This window comes from Mesorhizobium sp. M0815 (assembly GCF_040319995.1).
GTDB lineage: Bacteria > Pseudomonadota > Alphaproteobacteria > Rhizobiales > Rhizobiaceae > Mesorhizobium.
Window position 1 is genome coordinate 1 of sequence record NZ_JAMYOU010000058.1, and the last position, 14994, is coordinate 14994.

The window sequence follows — 14994 nt, forward strand, 5'->3', positions numbered from 1 at the left end:
CACCACCGTGCCATGGCCGCTCGCCCTTCAGAGCAAGCGCCGTTCTCTCTCCAAAACTTTTTGCAGAACCTTCAGGACACTATCCACGACTTCGCTTAGCGAGGCCGAAGTTGATCTCTGCCATCTACCAGGTTGAAGCATCAACCCGCATATTTGTGTCGTAAGCTGACGTGCCGCGGATACGCCGTTTTCGGTAGGCGGGCTTTATGGCGGGCGCGCAACCTATTCTTGTATTTTTATCAATGTAAAACAATGTCTTATGGCGGAGAGGGAGGATTCGAACTCCGCGCTTGGAAGAGCGTCCTTCTCGTCTTCACCGTGCAGGCCGGTTACTCTGGGCGGCAGAGTGCCCTTCCGCGCTTCGCCAAACCTGCCGTGGAAAAGGCCTTGCCGTTTTTTCCGGCGGGGCTTTGATCAGATCGCGACTATTAGTGATTTATGCTGGAACTGGTTGCGGAGGTCGGAGTCGGACTTATTTGCGCTGATTAAGAAGCCCCGTCAGCAAACGAATTCGGTGGCCGCACTGTATTGACGGTATCCCTCTCCCGACTCGAACCCCCGAACTCGTTTGCGAATTATTGGCAGCAAGCCGCCTAACCCTTCCCGCTCATCAGTTCAGAAAGCAGGCGCCTGCTTGGAAGTGCGGGCCACGCGAATCTACGGCGCTTCGTTTCTTTCTGTCGCGATTGCCCCGCTTCGAGCATCCGACGTGAGATGACCTCCTGCTGCTGGCGCAGGTGGTCGCTCAGCAGTTTGTTGCGCGTGATGTAACCTGCATTAACACCCGGGATCGAGTGGTTCATCAGAAGGTGGACGTCCAGCTCCGCAACGCCCGCGGCCTGGGCGATGGTGCGGAACGTCTGCCGCAGGTCATTCCCCCATTTCGACAGATCGCTGCGTTTTTCCTTATGCTCGATAATGTGACCGCTTTTGCTCTCGGCTGGGAACAGCCATTCACGCGATTGTTCGCCATAGAGAGCCCGGCCAATGCGCATCACTCGAACCAGGCAGCGGATCATGGCTCGCGAAAGCGGTATGTCGAATGCCTTGACCTCGCCGCCCTTCGGCCTGGGTATGTGCAGGACACGTGCGCGAAAATCGACATGCTCGACCCTCGCCTTCCTGATCGCCTCAGGGCGATGGCCTGAGAGCAACATGAACAGATGCAACTCCCGCCGAATTGGGTTCTTCAATGCCGTGAGTTGGGTGAACCAGTCCTCGAGGTCCGAAAGCCCCAGCGCGGTATTGCGCCGATGTTCGGCATTCCAATCTATGGCTGAGACCGGATTGTCCGCTGGCAGCGTGCGGGCGGCCCTGCGAGCATGATTGTAGACGGCGCGCAGCGTTCGCATGCACCCGTTGGCGATATAGGCGCCGTTCTCCTTGGTGAGTTTCTCATGCCGCACGGTCACGATGGAAGGATCGTTGCCGAGCTTGGAAAGCGGCTCGTCAAGCCAATCAGCCAACAGCCGCTCGACGTGATCACGATAGTTGTTGATCGTCCCACCGCTTCGGCCTTTGTTCTTCATATGCCCGTCGCGATAGCGTTCCCAGGCAATGCGCAGCGTGGGGTTCGCAATCGATGGCAAATCAACCGCTGCAACATTGCCGTCCGGCTTGCGTGTCGACGCGCGAGGGTCAACGTCGTTGGCGATCTTGCCAAGAATATCCTTCGCCTTCTTCCGCGCCGCGCGCGTCGTGAGTTCACCAACCTCAGCAACCTTCATTCGCGACCGGGAGGATCCGCATTTGGCGCGAAGCCGACCGTCAAGGTCGCAGAGCATCATTTATGGAACCGTACATCGAACCGCGCGCCCGGCCAGCACCGCCCGGAACACTGGGTTCTATCTGAGCTCAAACAGCCTTGAACAGTCGGGTGAGAATGGGACAGCTACAGAGTCAAGCACCAGTGCGATACTTCGCTAGTTTCCTAAGGGTCGCCTGCTCGCGGAACCATTCTCGCAGAGGTCTGGCGGGCATTCCGCCCCAGCGTTCGCCTGCCGGTACGTCTCTCATGAACCGCGAAGCCGCCGCAAGTTGAGCGCCCTGACCGATGCGCAGATGGCCAGCGATCGCACTATGGCCACCCACCGCAACGTAATCCTCCAGCACGGTCGAGCCCGCGATCCCGACCTGGGCAGTGATGACGCAATGACGCCCGATCCGTACGTTGTGCGCAATCTGGACGAGATTATCGATCTTTGTCCCGTCTCCAATGACAGTATTGCCCGAGCTACCGCGATCGACCGTGCTGTTGGCTCCGATCTCGACGTCGTTTCCGATCGTGACTCGACCGAGTTGCGGGACTTTTACATGTCCTGAGCCGCTCATCGCAAAGCCGAAACCATCCTGGCCTATACGCGCGCCCGCATACACGATCGACCGATCACCTAAGCTGCAATGGGCTATTGAGACGCTAGGGCCGATAGATCAGTCCCTGCCGATTACCACGTCCGGACCCAGCACCACATGGGCGCCTATTGTGGTGCCGGCTCCGATGAACACCCGATCTCCGATGACAACACCAGGATCGAGCACGACGCCGGCGCCGATCTGCGCCAATGGATGCACAAAACATCCCTCGGTGACATCAGGGCTGCCCAAAAGCGGCGCGGCTCGCAATGCCTCGGGGTGTAGCCGGGCAAGCACCTTGGCATAAACAAGGCGGGGATCCCGGACGGTGATGGGAACCGTGCCAGGCGGCACCAGATGGGCGAAGCGCTCCGTGACAAAGCAAGCGCCGGCCTTGGTGGTGCGCAAGGCGTTCGTGTAGCGTGCATGATCAATGTACGCGATATGCCACGACCGTGCCGTCTCAAGGCTCGCCCCGCTCTGCAGAAGCATGTCTGGATTGGCAGCTGCGGGCAGCAGCACTCCCGCCTCTTTGGCGAGTTCGGCTAAAGCTAATCCGCTCGGCTGAAAGATCGGCGGCACGGTCAGGCTCGGTTCATGGCAGGACTGGTTTGGTTTGATTTGCATTCATCAAAGTGTCGGTCGGCCTGTCGGGGGGGAGGGGAGTGCAGGCCGACCGACTTACCGCGGGTCCGCATGCGGACGACGCAGTCCATAAATCCGGATGCCCGGCGATGGAGTTGGTCGATACAAATTCTACTCTAGCTCTGCGGGCGAGCTGGCTTGTCCGTCCAGGACGGCGGCAAACCGAGTTGCCCGCCTGCGAAATCCTTCAGGCCTGGCGACCGGCCGAACCTTTCGCAAGCCTGATATTTGGGTTTGCCGCCGAGCCCGGATTTCAGCTTCTGATAAGACGGAAGCTTCGGGAAGCCAAACTTGAATGGTGTTTTGCCCGTGACAAGCATCTTGGAAAAGTCGCTTCCGAAACTCTCCGCCAGAGAGTAGGCGTCGCCAATCTGTGACATCCGCGCGCCTGTTGTCACGAAATTCGCGCCCTTCGACCACACCATCGCAGCCGCCTGTTTTCCATCCTTCGTGGTCGCCTCGGCCTCGACGGCAAGCCCGCCCAGTCCCAGCGGAATCCTCGGGATAGGGACGGAGGAGGACGCGAACGAAGCGCCAATCGACGCCGCGGTCGACAGGCCGGCGACTGTGGCGTTCGTTGGCACAATGCGGGTGACCGTCGCGTGGACGACCAGATCGGCATTTTCTCTGTCGTCCGTGACCACGAAACGATCGCTGACGCCAACGCAAAGCGCGCGGCTGACTACGGTTGCCACCAAGGCCTGATCGGCGGGCTTTATAGAGGATTGCGCTGCGGTTGGCGAAACCAGCGTAGGCTCAATGTACACTGTTTTGCTTACGTTGAGATCCTCGGGGACAGCCTTGTACTCTGCCTTTCTTATTCGCCCGTCGACCTTGGTGAGACCGTCATAGGAGGTCAGCGAGTTGTCCGGCTGGAGTGGCACCGAGGTGCAGCCGGCAACTGCCGATACAAGCAGCGACGGCAGAAGCGCGGCGCCGATCGATTTATGCTGCAGCCGACCGGCAGCCTGGTTTGTATGGAAATTTGGCACTTCGTTCTCCTGTTGGGGCTTGGGGAATGGAGGGAGGCAGGCGGGTGGCTACTGCATCTGTTTCGCTGGCTGATCGGCAGCAACCTTGTCGGTGAACACGGGCCTGTCTTGCCACAGGCTGCCACGAGCCATTTTTGTGTATCCCAGGTTGTAGACGGCGCGCATGTAGTCCGTGTTGAACGGATCGGTCATGCTGTAGGGGAGCTGCTTGTCGATCGAAGCCACGCGAAATCGAATGCCGTTCTTTTGGGCGTAGACGTAAGTGGCCAGCAGCGCACTGCGGGTCTGTGACTTGACAAGGGTGGAATTCGCCCTGGCCATGACAGAAAACGTATTGTTCGTTGTCGTGGTAAATTCTGGCATGAGCGCATTGTTGATGATGATGTACATGTTGAACTTGAGGTTCTTAGGCAGGACGCTTTTGTCCGAATTGGCTATCCACCCCTCCGGGATCGTCAGGATCTGGGTCGCCGAACCGCCGTCGGAGTGCATTTCTTCAAACGCCTCCCCTCCAGCTTCGGCGCGGATGAGCACGGCCGGATAAATGCCGGGGATACTTGCCGAGGCGATGAGTATGTCCTGGAAGAGTTTCAGCGAACCGGGCCGCCCGCTGCTGGCGATGGCGCCCATGTTCCAGATCACCGCTCTTTGGGAATCGAGGTTGGAGGTCAAAACAAGCAGTCGTCGCCCCTTGCGGTGCTCAGCCGCGATTTTTTTCAGTATGTCTCGCGTCAAATAGCGCTCGACCATTTTGCGAAGCGGCTCCTGTTTCAGGAGACTTGCTCCGAAGAGGCCTTTCGGTAGGAAATCCGCATCGACCAACTCCTTGGCGACACCGCTTGTATAGAGATCCACGAGGGGCTGGTCGTAGGCCGAGCCTAGGAAGGCGTAGGGCGCAATTAGCGCGCCCGTGCTGACACCGCTGACCATCTCGAATTCCGGCCGCTGTCCATTGTCCGACCAAGCCTTGAGCGCGCCGACGCTGAATGCGCCTGCGCCACCGCCGCTCGACAGGACGAGGTAGTTGATTTCCTTGTGTCTCGGGATGGGCAACCAGGTTTGCGCGTCGCGCAGTTTCCGGGCCGAATCTGCATAAATACGAATGTCGCTGAACCCTTGGATGCTGGCTACCGTCGCAGCCTTTGGCCCGTAAACAATGCGGTCCGGCGCCAAACAGCCCGCAAGGAAGGCCAGCAGGACGATGGCCACCAGTCGATGCATGTCTACCGCCTTGTCCCGGGCCATCGCCGGAAGGAACCATCAAGGTCTCCACCGGCGGTCGGCATACCCGCGACCGCTGTTCGCAATCGCGTCTGGCGGCATTAATCCCGATTTGTCGTTGCCGTGGGTTTTGTATTGTTAAGAGTTGTTTCGCCCTGCAATCCTCGCCGGCAAACGCTCTGCGCTTAAGAAGCCGCGCCGCCGAGTCGAAGGCCGCGGCCGTCAATGGTTTGACTTTTTGAAGGAACGGGCTCGGCGAAGATCGTCGCACAATGTGCCAATGCCGGGCTGGTACCGCATCTTGCGGTCGGCGGAAGCTATGCGGATGCTTTCCCGGCCGACCTTAGCACCGACTGAGCTGGTGCTCGTCTTATCGGTGCGACAGGCGACCTGTTCCCCGACCTCGCCCTTGAGCTTGGTCACCATGCTGGGCTGGTTCATCAAGTCGCGCAGCTGCCTGAGCGCGACAACCGCCAGCTTCCTGTCATGCTCTGTTCGTAGGTAGTTGAACCGAAAGGCCGGGGGAGCAAAAGGATCGGCGCTACTCAGCCAAACAAGACCCGTGCTTGTAGGCCGCTGAAGGCTGACAAAGCACTGAAACCCTGGGGCAATGCTGATTTCGCCGGCGCCGAAGCTCGATCGCGCCGCAAGACATTCTATCTGCACATCGGGCCGGCTCACCGTCTGGTCGGACGATAGCACGGCTCCTACCTCGAAAAGACCTGAGGTCCCCGGGCCGCGCCGGGATAGTAGCCATTCCAGACCCGGCGTAAGTCCTCCACCAAAGGGCAGGGTTTGAGCGGCCGACTCGCGGGAATCCTTGACTTCATATTCAACACAGAAACAGATGTGATCGCTTAATCCCTGACCAACTGCCGGCAAGTGAGAGACGACCGGTATGTCTAGCTGTCGCAAATGGTCCGCATGTCCGACACCCGACAGCATGAGCAATTGCGGCGAGACTAATGCTCCTGCGCAGCAAATGGCCTCCTGATGGACCGGGATCGTGATGCGGGTGCGGTTTTTAACTACCTCGACCGCAACACAACGATGGCCCTGGAAAATGACGCGAACTACGCGCGCGTTGAGCAAGACATCCAGATTTGGCCGGACCGGCCGATTGTGGAGATAGGCGAAGGACGCACTCATTCGGCGCCCGTTGCCGATGTTGTGTTGGATGCGATGGACGCCGCTTAGATAAGCCGCGTTGTGGTCGTGATTCACGCCGTGACCTGCCTCCACGCCCGCGGCAAGAAAGGCCTGGAACAGAGGATTGTCGGCTTTGGAACGCTCAACCTGAATCGGGCCCTGGCCTCCCCTGAACCGGTTGTCGCCACCCTCGAAAGTCTCAGACATTTTGAAGAACGGCAGAACCTCATCGTAACTCCAACCCTGAACGCCATAGCTTGCCCAACTGTCGTAGTCTTTCCTGTTGCCGCGCGTCCAGTTCATGCGACCGATAGACGAAGAGCCTCCAACACCTTGCCGCAGGGTTGATAGACGCCGACGTCCTGGCCCCTCCTCATCTCGGGCATACCGAAATATTTCCAGTTATACCGATCGCTTATCAACGGAAGACCTATGGCCGCAGGCATGCTTCCATCGGTCGACTGGTCGGACCCGCCCGCCTCAATGAGTAGGACCGTTCGGGCAGAATCCTCTGCCAACCGGCTGGCCACCACACTACCGGCCGAACCAGAGCCGATGACCACGTAGTCGTATCCTCCTTTCCTGGGGGACCGCACGACTTGGATCATCTGGGTTCCCTCGATCCATGGTTAAACGGCCTGGCAACCCTGCCCAACGGGGAAGGCCACCATCGCGTCGACGGTGCGCCTGAGCTGCTGCAGGATCAGGTTGTCTTCAGAGCGGCCAGCCGCTGACGTCCGCAGTTTGATGTGGGCTGGGTCGGCGGTGGATGGCTGACGACAAGCTCATCGTTCACTCCCGATCGCGTCCGATCTTCTGGCGATCCGGTAAACCTGCGCAGGCGGCGCGTTTGCGAAGACCCATTCCATAAACGTCGCCTCAAGCCCGATCCGGTCGAGAACGGTGTCAGGTACTGGGCACCGCCAGCCGTAAGTGAACTGATAGACGGCTCCTCCCGGCCGAAGAATGTGAAAAGCGCCGTACAGAATGGCGAACACACGCCAAGCCGGCATAGTAGAAAGCGGGAGGCTGCTGATCACCGTGCCTATTTTTTCCCCGTCAAAGGGATTGCATCGCCGCAACTCCGTTGCGTCGATATCCAGCAACGCGGCAGCGGGGAACTGCCGACGTAGCACGCGGGCAAGGGACGCAGCGTTTTCGACGAGCGCAATGCGCTGCTGAGGCACGCCGCGTATGATAAGCTGTCGGGTGAAGACACCGGTTCCGGGCCTAAGCTCAACCACCGGAGACTGCGCAGAACCTATTTCGCGAGTCATTGCCACTGCCAGAGCTCTCCGGGAAGGCACGAGCCAGGCCGTCCGGAAGGTATCCGACATCCAGGTTCGAAATAGAGTAGTAGGATCCAACATTGCGGAGCTCCGCATACCGACAGGCAGTATTTGTTATCCGTAAGCCTAAGGCGGAAAACGCCGATCAGGCAGCAGAGTTAAGGGCTGGTGCTGGCCGGAAAGTGTCGAAGGGGTAGCGCGGGAGTTAGTACGGAAGTCCTAGAACCTATAGCCCGCCATGAGCATCCCTGAAGGCTGCACTGTTTTCCGAACAATCGGACTGTCCTTCGCGTCGCCCGTGAGGAAGCCAACCCCTGCCTGCCCGCGCACAAACCAGTTTTGCGATGCCATGTACGTTACCGAAGCTTCGATATCGAAGCGCTTAAGCCCTGCACCTGCATCGTACTGCCGCAACCCCGATCTTGCCGACTGCAGAGCAGTCACCCCAAAGTAGCTTTGCATGTGATTTTTGTCTGCGAAGGTCGCCGACGCGCCCGCAGAGAGAATAAATGCGTTGTAGTGATGGGAAACGTTTGCGCCGATTTGACCAATCAGACCGTCACTGCCCCCGAACGTCCTGTCGACAGATGTATAAATTTCCATCGGCCCCATTTCGTATGAGATCTGCGCTCCGACGACGCCGCCGCCGTCAATGTCACCGAGGCCTTTCAGGTGCTTGGAGTCCTTTTCCTTTCGCGCTCCGCCTATGTCATAGCCGCCCTTCACCGAGACCTTGAAACCGTTGGATTCTAGCACATCGATGCTCAGGCCGCCCGGATCAATGGTAAGACGACCAATGGTTGCGGAGATCATCGGTAGCGGGACGAGTTCGAACTCATCGGATCCTTCGTATTTTGGCGCGTACATAGCTCCGGCGGCAAGCATCACGTTCCAGTCGGCAAGCTTCTGGCGTATGGGGCCGTACCGTCTCTCGTCGACAGCATCCGCAGAGGGCACTGTTGCAGCCGCTTCATTCTCGAACGGTTCAGCTGCGCCTGCTTGGAACGGCAAAAAAGCCACTGCTGAGAGGCTCGTGGCGACAAGAGCATCCCGCGAGCGGGTTGAGCGAGACTTTGTGGCTGGCATGCGAATCGTCTCCTGGGGATGGTGGAGGTATTCAAAGACGGCAAAAGGGAAGCCCGACACAGTCGTACCTCCAGCGCACGCACTATCTCGGACTACGACATTGCTTTGGGTTTAGTGATGTTAAGACATGTTGCGGCTCGACCCGTCTGGGTTGCTATGGCGGGGTAACAATCGCGCGGCCTTCGCTCAGATCACGCACATCAGGAGCCAACTAAAAACTGTGCTTTAGACGAGTTGGCTCAGCAACTGTGCTACACCGGCAATCAGCCCCAACACCAACAGCAACAGCGAGGTATTCACCGACCATTTGATGACGAGGTACAAGGGGCGGTTCGTCGACTTCAGCGCCCTGGTGCCTGCTAGGAACGGCGCGAGCCCCGCAAAGACCCTGTTAGCGAAGCCACGATGGTCTTCCGGGGTATTAGGCACCACCGTGGCTCGTGTCAGGCCTTCGTAGAAGAAATTGAACACTGCACCCACCGGGTTCAAGGGCCTTTTGACATCGCACATGAGGATGAGCCGATCGCAGTCGGTATCGTTGCGCACGAAGTGCAGGTAGGTCTCATCGAACATGATGGCCTCGCCGTCGCGCCAACTCAACTTGCGGCCATCGACATTGATAAAGCAGGCGTCGGAGTTCGGGGTGACAAGACCGAGGTGGTAGCGCAGTGACACGGCGATCGGATCGGCATGCCGTGTCAGTTGCGCGCCCTTGGGAAGATAGGCAAACATCGCTCCATGGACGCTTGGCACGCTCTGGAGGATCTGGACCGTCTTGGGGCAAAGGCGTTTTGCTGAATGGTGCTCATATCCGTACCACTTAATGTAGAAGCGGCTCCAGCCGTACTTGAAGAACGTGCGGAAGCCGACGTCATAGGTTCCCGCCGTGCCCGGTCGTTTGGTGGCGTCGAAGTAGTTCTGGCGCAGCAGTTCAAGGCCTTCCTGGCGAATGGTGTGCCAGTTTTGACGCAGCACCTCGAGTTCAGGAAAATCGGCCGGGTCGAGAACAGCCCTTGATCCGTGCGGCAGCGTTGTCATGTACAAGGCACAATTCAACGGCGAAAAAATTGGCCATCCCTTGCGGATGTATTCAGACAGGCTTTCGTAGCGAACTTCACCCCGGAAGCGGTAGACGTACACGGTGCTCGCGGCCACTAGCGTGACCATGACGACAAGAATTAGCATGAGATTTGCCCAGAATGCGCCAGTTGCCGCGATGTTGAGATGCTTCCGTTGCGCCGACCCAAGTCAGACACTTCAGAATGTGTTCATCCGAGGCGCGCTCGCACGTTCGGATGGCGGCATTAGTCCAGATTCGTCGTTGCATTGGATTTTGTGTTGTTAAGAGTTGTTTTCGGTCCAGACGATTCATCACGGACGGTCGCCGGACGACCATCCGGCCGATGAGGGCCGGAGCCAAACCTTGCTCGAAATGATCTGCTATGCTGGGAGCGTGCTTGCTATGGCCGCTTCGGCCTACGACTTTCGCCTGACATCACTCGCTGCGCGGGGGATTCCAAGCTTCAACTTTCGCGTTCGACGAATGATCAGCTAAAACGAACGTTTGGCAGCTATCACGACTTCGTCGACTAGGTCTCGTCTCAGCAAATCGATGGGAATACTGCCCTCGAGGTAAGGTGAAGGGCGAACGAGCCATGACCACGCAAGCCTTGGCTGCTTTGCCAGCGCGAACACTTCAGGTATTCCGGCAACGGGTCTGCCGTCAACGAACTGGGCCAGCGGGAACACGTGCCGGCCGAGGCCCTTGCGCAATGCGATAACCTGGTTGCGTTTCTGCCAGCGGTGCAACGTCGATCTCGGAATCTGCAGATTTTCCTCGAGGTATGTTGGCCCGACAACCGCGCCTGCCCAGTCTTCAAGACGCATCGTGGCAACATCGGCGAGTCGCCATCGCGTCAAATAGGGTTCAGACTCTCGCCCCGCATTCACTCGCGCCAAATCGGCATTTGTTTGTTCAGACGGCCCTGTGCCCCTGGATACATTGTCACGAAGAAACTCCGTCTTGCGCCTGAATTCGGTTACGGGCTCGAAGTAGGTAACAGAGTCCGGTTCGCGCGTTGCGCCGCCGAGCTCGCTTTCGTTTCCCGAGCTTGCCACCGCACCTTCTATTACCTGCCTGACGTCCGTAGTCTCGTGATCATAGGTCACCATGCAACCCCAGCGATACGGGCTTGGGCCTCCGGGATGATCCGCGCAACGGAAACTGTCCGCGCTGATAACACCCGGAACCTTCATCACCTTGTCGCGATACAAATATGCGCGCTGATCATCATCGGAGCCCATCAAGGCTTTAGTCAGGATGATCAGCTTACGAGAGCTCATAATCGGACCTCTATTGCGATTTAGGTGGAAACCTTTTTAAAATAACGGTCTCAATTGCTTTTTAAAGCAATAATTTGTTTGAATAGATTTAGAAATATTTTCGGATATTTCCATTCTTTTCGATTTTGATCGAGCGTTTCCACCATTGCCTCTCTGACCTAGAGCGCCTCAGATGCCGTTGCTTTGCGGCGATTGAACGAGAGGGCCGGGCCCCTGGTCGAGCGCTACCGCGATCTGCCTTTTCTCTACTACCGCGCAGCGCCGGAAAGCTAATGCAGTCCGACGGTCATGCGAAAAGCCGGAAAGAAAACGGTCCGCGGCGCCCGCCGCGGACCAAGCCAGACCAGACGAAATCTAGAACGAGCGCTGCATGCGAAGGATACCGCCGACACCATCGGTCTTGGCGTGATACACGCTGGCACCCTTGTTGTAGTAATCGACTTCTGCCGTGGCGGTGAGGCCGGGGACGAGGTCGTAGGCAACGTTGGCAGCGACACCGAGGGTCTTGACTTCGTCATACGAGGCCTGGAGGTTGAACGAAGTCTTCTCGTTGAACTTGTAGGTGCCACCACCCCAGACTGCCCACTCGCCATCCCATAGCTTGTAGAAGTTGTGAGCAGCATTCGAGTCCGAACCGTAGCCGCCGATAACAAACAGCGACAGTTCGTCGGTGGCGTTCACGTCCAAGCGAACTTTGCCCGCCACTTCTTCATAGTTGCTGTCATAGGCGATGACGCCAGTGACCGCCCCAGCCCTGCGTGTACTTCACGCCGCCAACGACATGCGGGACATAGCTGTCGATCGTGTCGGCGCCAGCGCCCTCTTCGAGCGAGACCACGGCCGAAAAGCCGTTGCCAGCGTCGAAGTAGTACTGGATGACGTTGGTGTCGAACGAGCCGTATGGGACGATCGTGTCGTCGATGACGTTGCCGGCGTAGCCGATGAACGTATCGAAGGCTGATTCGTCCTTACCGACGCGAAGACCACCGAGCTGCATTCAGGCGAAGTTCAGCGATACGTCCTTGTTCCTGCCTGCCAGCCAGCGCCGCCAACCAACGGGCCAGCACCATCCGGGTCAGCATAATCGCCGCTGCTGTTGCCGAAGTTGAACCGGGTCTCGGTGTAGGTCTTCAAGGTGCCCATCTCGGTTTCCTGACCGGTGTAGGTCCTCAGCGTGAAGCGGGCCTGCTTGTAGTAGGTGTCGTTTGTTTTGCCGGTTTTGAGATGATCCGGAACGTTCTGCGCGCCCTCCCGGTCACCGACGCCGACGTCGTAGCGGATGTAGCCGCCGATGCGCAGGCAGATTTCGGTGCCGGGGATGTAGAAATAGCCAGCGCCGTAGACGTCGCAAATCTTGACGTATTGAGCAGGTTCCGGCTCGGCAACGACGACGGCGTCGGCGGCGCGAGCACCGGAAACTGCGACCAGGGCCGCAGTTGAGCCGAGAAGCAGGCTCTTGATGTTCATTTTCTGACCTCCAGTGAAGTTAAAAGGGGCTGGCCAAGATCTCAGCCTCGATCCCCGTCCACGAAGCAGCGTGACGCGCCGCCTCTCCGCAAGGGATTATCGATGGGGTCGAATTGATCAATGGTATTTTGCGATCTTGTGACGACAATTACTAAGTATATGCACTCATGTTGCGTAAATATCACCTATTTCGGCACGAATTGTACTTATAATCCGCGTGGAACTGATGGCACATTTGCAACGTATGTTACGATTTTACATTTCATCGTGAAATACTCTTCTCCCGCAGCCAGTTCACGATGTTTGGTCGTTCGGGAGAAGGCCTCCTATGCAATCGCGTCCGTTAGCGCGCGGAAATATGCCCAATGAAGCAATTTCGATCGGGTCGGGCCGAGACAGGCGCTGGGCAGGTTTGGCTGGCGAGGGAGCAGCCCGACAGTTGCGCAGTGACCGAGCGCGCCGGCCTCGGCATAAGGCAAGCTCACCGATCGCCGTGGCCATGTCGGTTGCCGATGGAACTTTTGACCGGAGCGAACCCGCCACGGTGGCCGGCAACAAAACTTCACCGACCGCCTTGGTTTTGTCCCGCTTTTGACATCGCCAGGATCTCGGCCGCGGCTACGTTCGAATGCGATAAAGACGGAGACCGTTTATGGCCCATGACGATCTAAAGCGGGCAGACATCCTGAAAGACCCACTCATAAGACAGATGATGCGTGCGGACCGGGTCTCTTTGAGAGAGATGAAGAAACTGCTTCAGGATGCGGCGGCGCGGTCGCGCCGGTGTCATGGCAAGGACGAGCCCTTGCGGACGCAGGAGACGCCGCCCTCACCGCGATAAGACTTTGAACGCGGCTGTCAAACGTCACGCATCCTGCGTCCTGCTACGTGGTCGACTGCCTGCCCTTGGCGAGCGCCTGCCGCGTTGAAGCCTGTCGTTGCATCTCGTCAGTCTTGCTGTTTTTGAGCGGAACAACCTGCTCCGGCGGCAACGATATAGTTGCCCGTAGCCCATGCGGCGATATGTTCTCGAGCAACAGCGAGCCACCATGGCTCTTTGCGATCTCATCCGCGATCGAAAGACCCAGACCAAAACCGCTGTTGGTATTCGAGGATCTGGCCTCATCTGCCTTGAAAAAAGGCTCTAGAGCCTTCTCGTGGAGACCTTCTGCAAGGCCGGGGCCATCGTCTTGCACAACAATGGACACTTTGCTTGGCGGGAAATTGGACAATTGGACATGCACGATCTTGCCGAATCTGACGGCATTTTCCACGATGTTGGTGACTGCCCGCGTCAGCCCTTTCTGCTTGCATGAATATCCGAATCTCTCGGGGCCGACGTAAATCACTGTGTGTCCAACATCGGAGAACCCGGCAACGATTGTCTTTATCAGGGCCGCAATATCAACTTTTCGAAGCGGCTCGTCGCGGGCCGTGCTGCTCAGATACTGGAGGCTTTCCTCGATCATCGCTGTCAATGTAGCGATATCGTCAAGCATCGCTTGTTTGGACGGGATCTCCTTTGATCGCTCCACGCGCATTCTTAGCCGCGTCAGTGGCGTTCTCAGGTCGTGGCTCACTGCGGTCAGCATCCGCGTGCGGTCATCAACCATCTTGCGAATTCCGCGCCGCATGTCGTTAAGTGCCGTTGCGAGGGTGCGAAGCTCCTTGGCGCCTGCGACAGTGAACAACTGCTCCTCGTTGCCGTCGAGGCGCAGGCTCTTTGCAGCCTCGGCGAAGCGGACGAGAGGCGACGTGATCACGCCGCCGATATAGAGGACCAGCAGAAGCATCGGCAGGATCAACATCAGAATCTTGGCAATGAGTTCGACAATCGTGCCGAACACGGCTGGATAGGTATCGGCGTCAGAGAACCGGACCAGGAGGCCGCGCTTTGCGTCGACACGCACCGCCAGGGCATTGTGTTCAGCATCCTGCGGAACAACCGTGGCCTCAAAGTCAGAGGGCAGCACGTCGCGGAGATCATCGGCGATGAATTGCATATTCCCTTGGTGGCTGCTTGCGACGTTAAGATCAGGCCACGGTAAAACGCTCATCTCCAGACCGGTGGGAGCGCTCGCGCGCAGCAGCTTCTCGGCGTCGGCATCGTCCGCGCTGTTTCTGAGTTGCTCTACGATCAATTCGATCTGCGTGCTTCTGACCGCCACCACTTGCTTGGCCTGGAAGATGTACGGCTCCGGCAAGAGCGCGACAACGCTAAGGAGCACTGCCGGAATAGGGATCGCGGCGAGCACGACGAACTGGAGCCGAATGGGCGCCCGTCTGAACCGACCGATCATATGGCTACCGAGACCTCCGGAGTGAAGATGTAGCCTCCCAGCCGCACTGTCTTGATGAAAGTGGGCTGGAACTGTCAGGAATTCTGTGCGCGAGGCCGGTTTCGTCATTGGCTGACGAACCTTTCGCCGAAGACGACGGCGAACTGGGTC

The 14994-nt window shown here is 58.1% G+C and carries 9 protein-coding genes and 2 pseudogenes; all 11 read right to left on the reverse strand.

What is annotated here, in order from left to right; translation table 11 throughout:
* Positions 1-593 precede the first annotated feature (593 nt).
* Positions 594-1727, reverse strand: a complete 1134-nt coding sequence (locus NKI01_RS30235; RefSeq protein ID WP_352965754.1) for a tyrosine-type recombinase/integrase — start codon at positions 1725-1727, stop codon at positions 594-596.
* 172 nt (positions 1728-1899) lie between these two features.
* Positions 1900-2979: pseudogene (gene lpxD / locus NKI01_RS30240) on the reverse strand (UDP-3-O-(3-hydroxymyristoyl)glucosamine N-acyltransferase).
* A 134-nt stretch (positions 2980-3113) separates the two neighbouring features.
* On the reverse strand, positions 3114-3881 hold the full coding sequence (locus NKI01_RS30245) for a DUF3313 domain-containing protein (protein WP_352965756.1): 768 nt from the start codon (positions 3879-3881) through the stop codon (positions 3114-3116).
* A 156-nt stretch (positions 3882-4037) separates the two neighbouring features.
* Positions 4038-5210 (reverse strand): patatin-like phospholipase family protein, encoded by a 1173-nt coding sequence (locus NKI01_RS30250; protein WP_352965759.1) that lies wholly within the window; start codon positions 5208-5210, stop codon positions 4038-4040.
* Between the two features lie 222 nt (positions 5211-5432).
* A complete protein-coding gene (locus tag NKI01_RS30255) occupies positions 5433-6761 on the reverse strand; it encodes a GMC family oxidoreductase (protein ID WP_352965764.1) in 1329 nt (442 codons plus the stop codon).
* A gap of 383 nt (positions 6762-7144) precedes the next feature.
* The gene (locus NKI01_RS30260) at positions 7145-7636 is read right to left on the reverse strand and encodes a class I SAM-dependent methyltransferase (protein ID WP_352788875.1); all 492 of its coding nucleotides are present in this window, start codon (positions 7634-7636) and stop codon (positions 7145-7147) included.
* A 231-nt stretch (positions 7637-7867) separates the two neighbouring features.
* Positions 7868-8734, reverse strand: coding sequence for a MipA/OmpV family protein (locus tag NKI01_RS30265; protein WP_352965761.1), 867 nt, complete (start codon positions 8732-8734; stop codon positions 7868-7870).
* Between the two features lie 225 nt (positions 8735-8959).
* Complete coding sequence (locus NKI01_RS30270; protein ID WP_352847271.1) at positions 8960-9919, reverse strand: aspartyl/asparaginyl beta-hydroxylase domain-containing protein; 960 nt, start codon at positions 9917-9919, stop codon at positions 8960-8962.
* Positions 9920-10285: 366 nt separating this feature from the next.
* Positions 10286-11077 carry an antitoxin Xre/MbcA/ParS-like domain-containing protein gene (locus tag NKI01_RS30275; RefSeq protein WP_352515605.1) on the reverse strand — a complete coding sequence of 264 codons (792 nt, stop codon included), beginning with the start codon at positions 11075-11077 and terminating at the stop codon, positions 10286-10288.
* Positions 11078-11431: 354 nt separating this feature from the next.
* Positions 11432-12544: pseudogene (locus NKI01_RS30280) on the reverse strand (porin).
* An 884-nt stretch (positions 12545-13428) separates the two neighbouring features.
* Positions 13429-14844 carry a sensor histidine kinase gene (locus tag NKI01_RS30285; RefSeq protein ID WP_352788862.1) on the reverse strand — a complete coding sequence of 472 codons (1416 nt, stop codon included), beginning with the start codon at positions 14842-14844 and terminating at the stop codon, positions 13429-13431.
* Between the last annotated feature and the right edge of the window lie 150 nt (positions 14845-14994).

What these genes read in the sequence shown, in the direction of transcription:
- NKI01_RS30285 (WP_352788862.1), bottom strand. Translation starts at nt 14,844, where the DNA reads ATGATCGGTCGGTTCAGACGGGCGCCCATTCGGCTCCAGTTCGTCGTG.
- NKI01_RS30250 (WP_352965759.1), bottom strand. Translation starts at nt 5,210, where the DNA reads ATGCATCGACTGGTGGCCATCGTCCTGCTGGCCTTCCTTGCGGGCTGT.
- NKI01_RS30260 (WP_352788875.1), bottom strand. Translation starts at nt 7,636, where the DNA reads ATGACTCGCGAAATAGGTTCTGCGCAGTCTCCGGTGGTTGAGCTTAGG.
- NKI01_RS30270 (WP_352847271.1), bottom strand. Translation starts at nt 9,919, where the DNA reads ATGCTAATTCTTGTCGTCATGGTCACGCTAGTGGCCGCGAGCACCGTG.
- NKI01_RS30265 (WP_352965761.1), bottom strand. Translation starts at nt 8,734, where the DNA reads ATGCCAGCCACAAAGTCTCGCTCAACCCGCTCGCGGGATGCTCTTGTC.
- NKI01_RS30275 (WP_352515605.1), bottom strand. Translation starts at nt 11,077, where the DNA reads ATGAGCTCTCGTAAGCTGATCATCCTGACTAAAGCCTTGATGGGCTCC.
- NKI01_RS30235 (WP_352965754.1), bottom strand. Translation starts at nt 1,727, where the DNA reads ATGAAGGTTGCTGAGGTTGGTGAACTCACGACGCGCGCGGCGCGGAAG.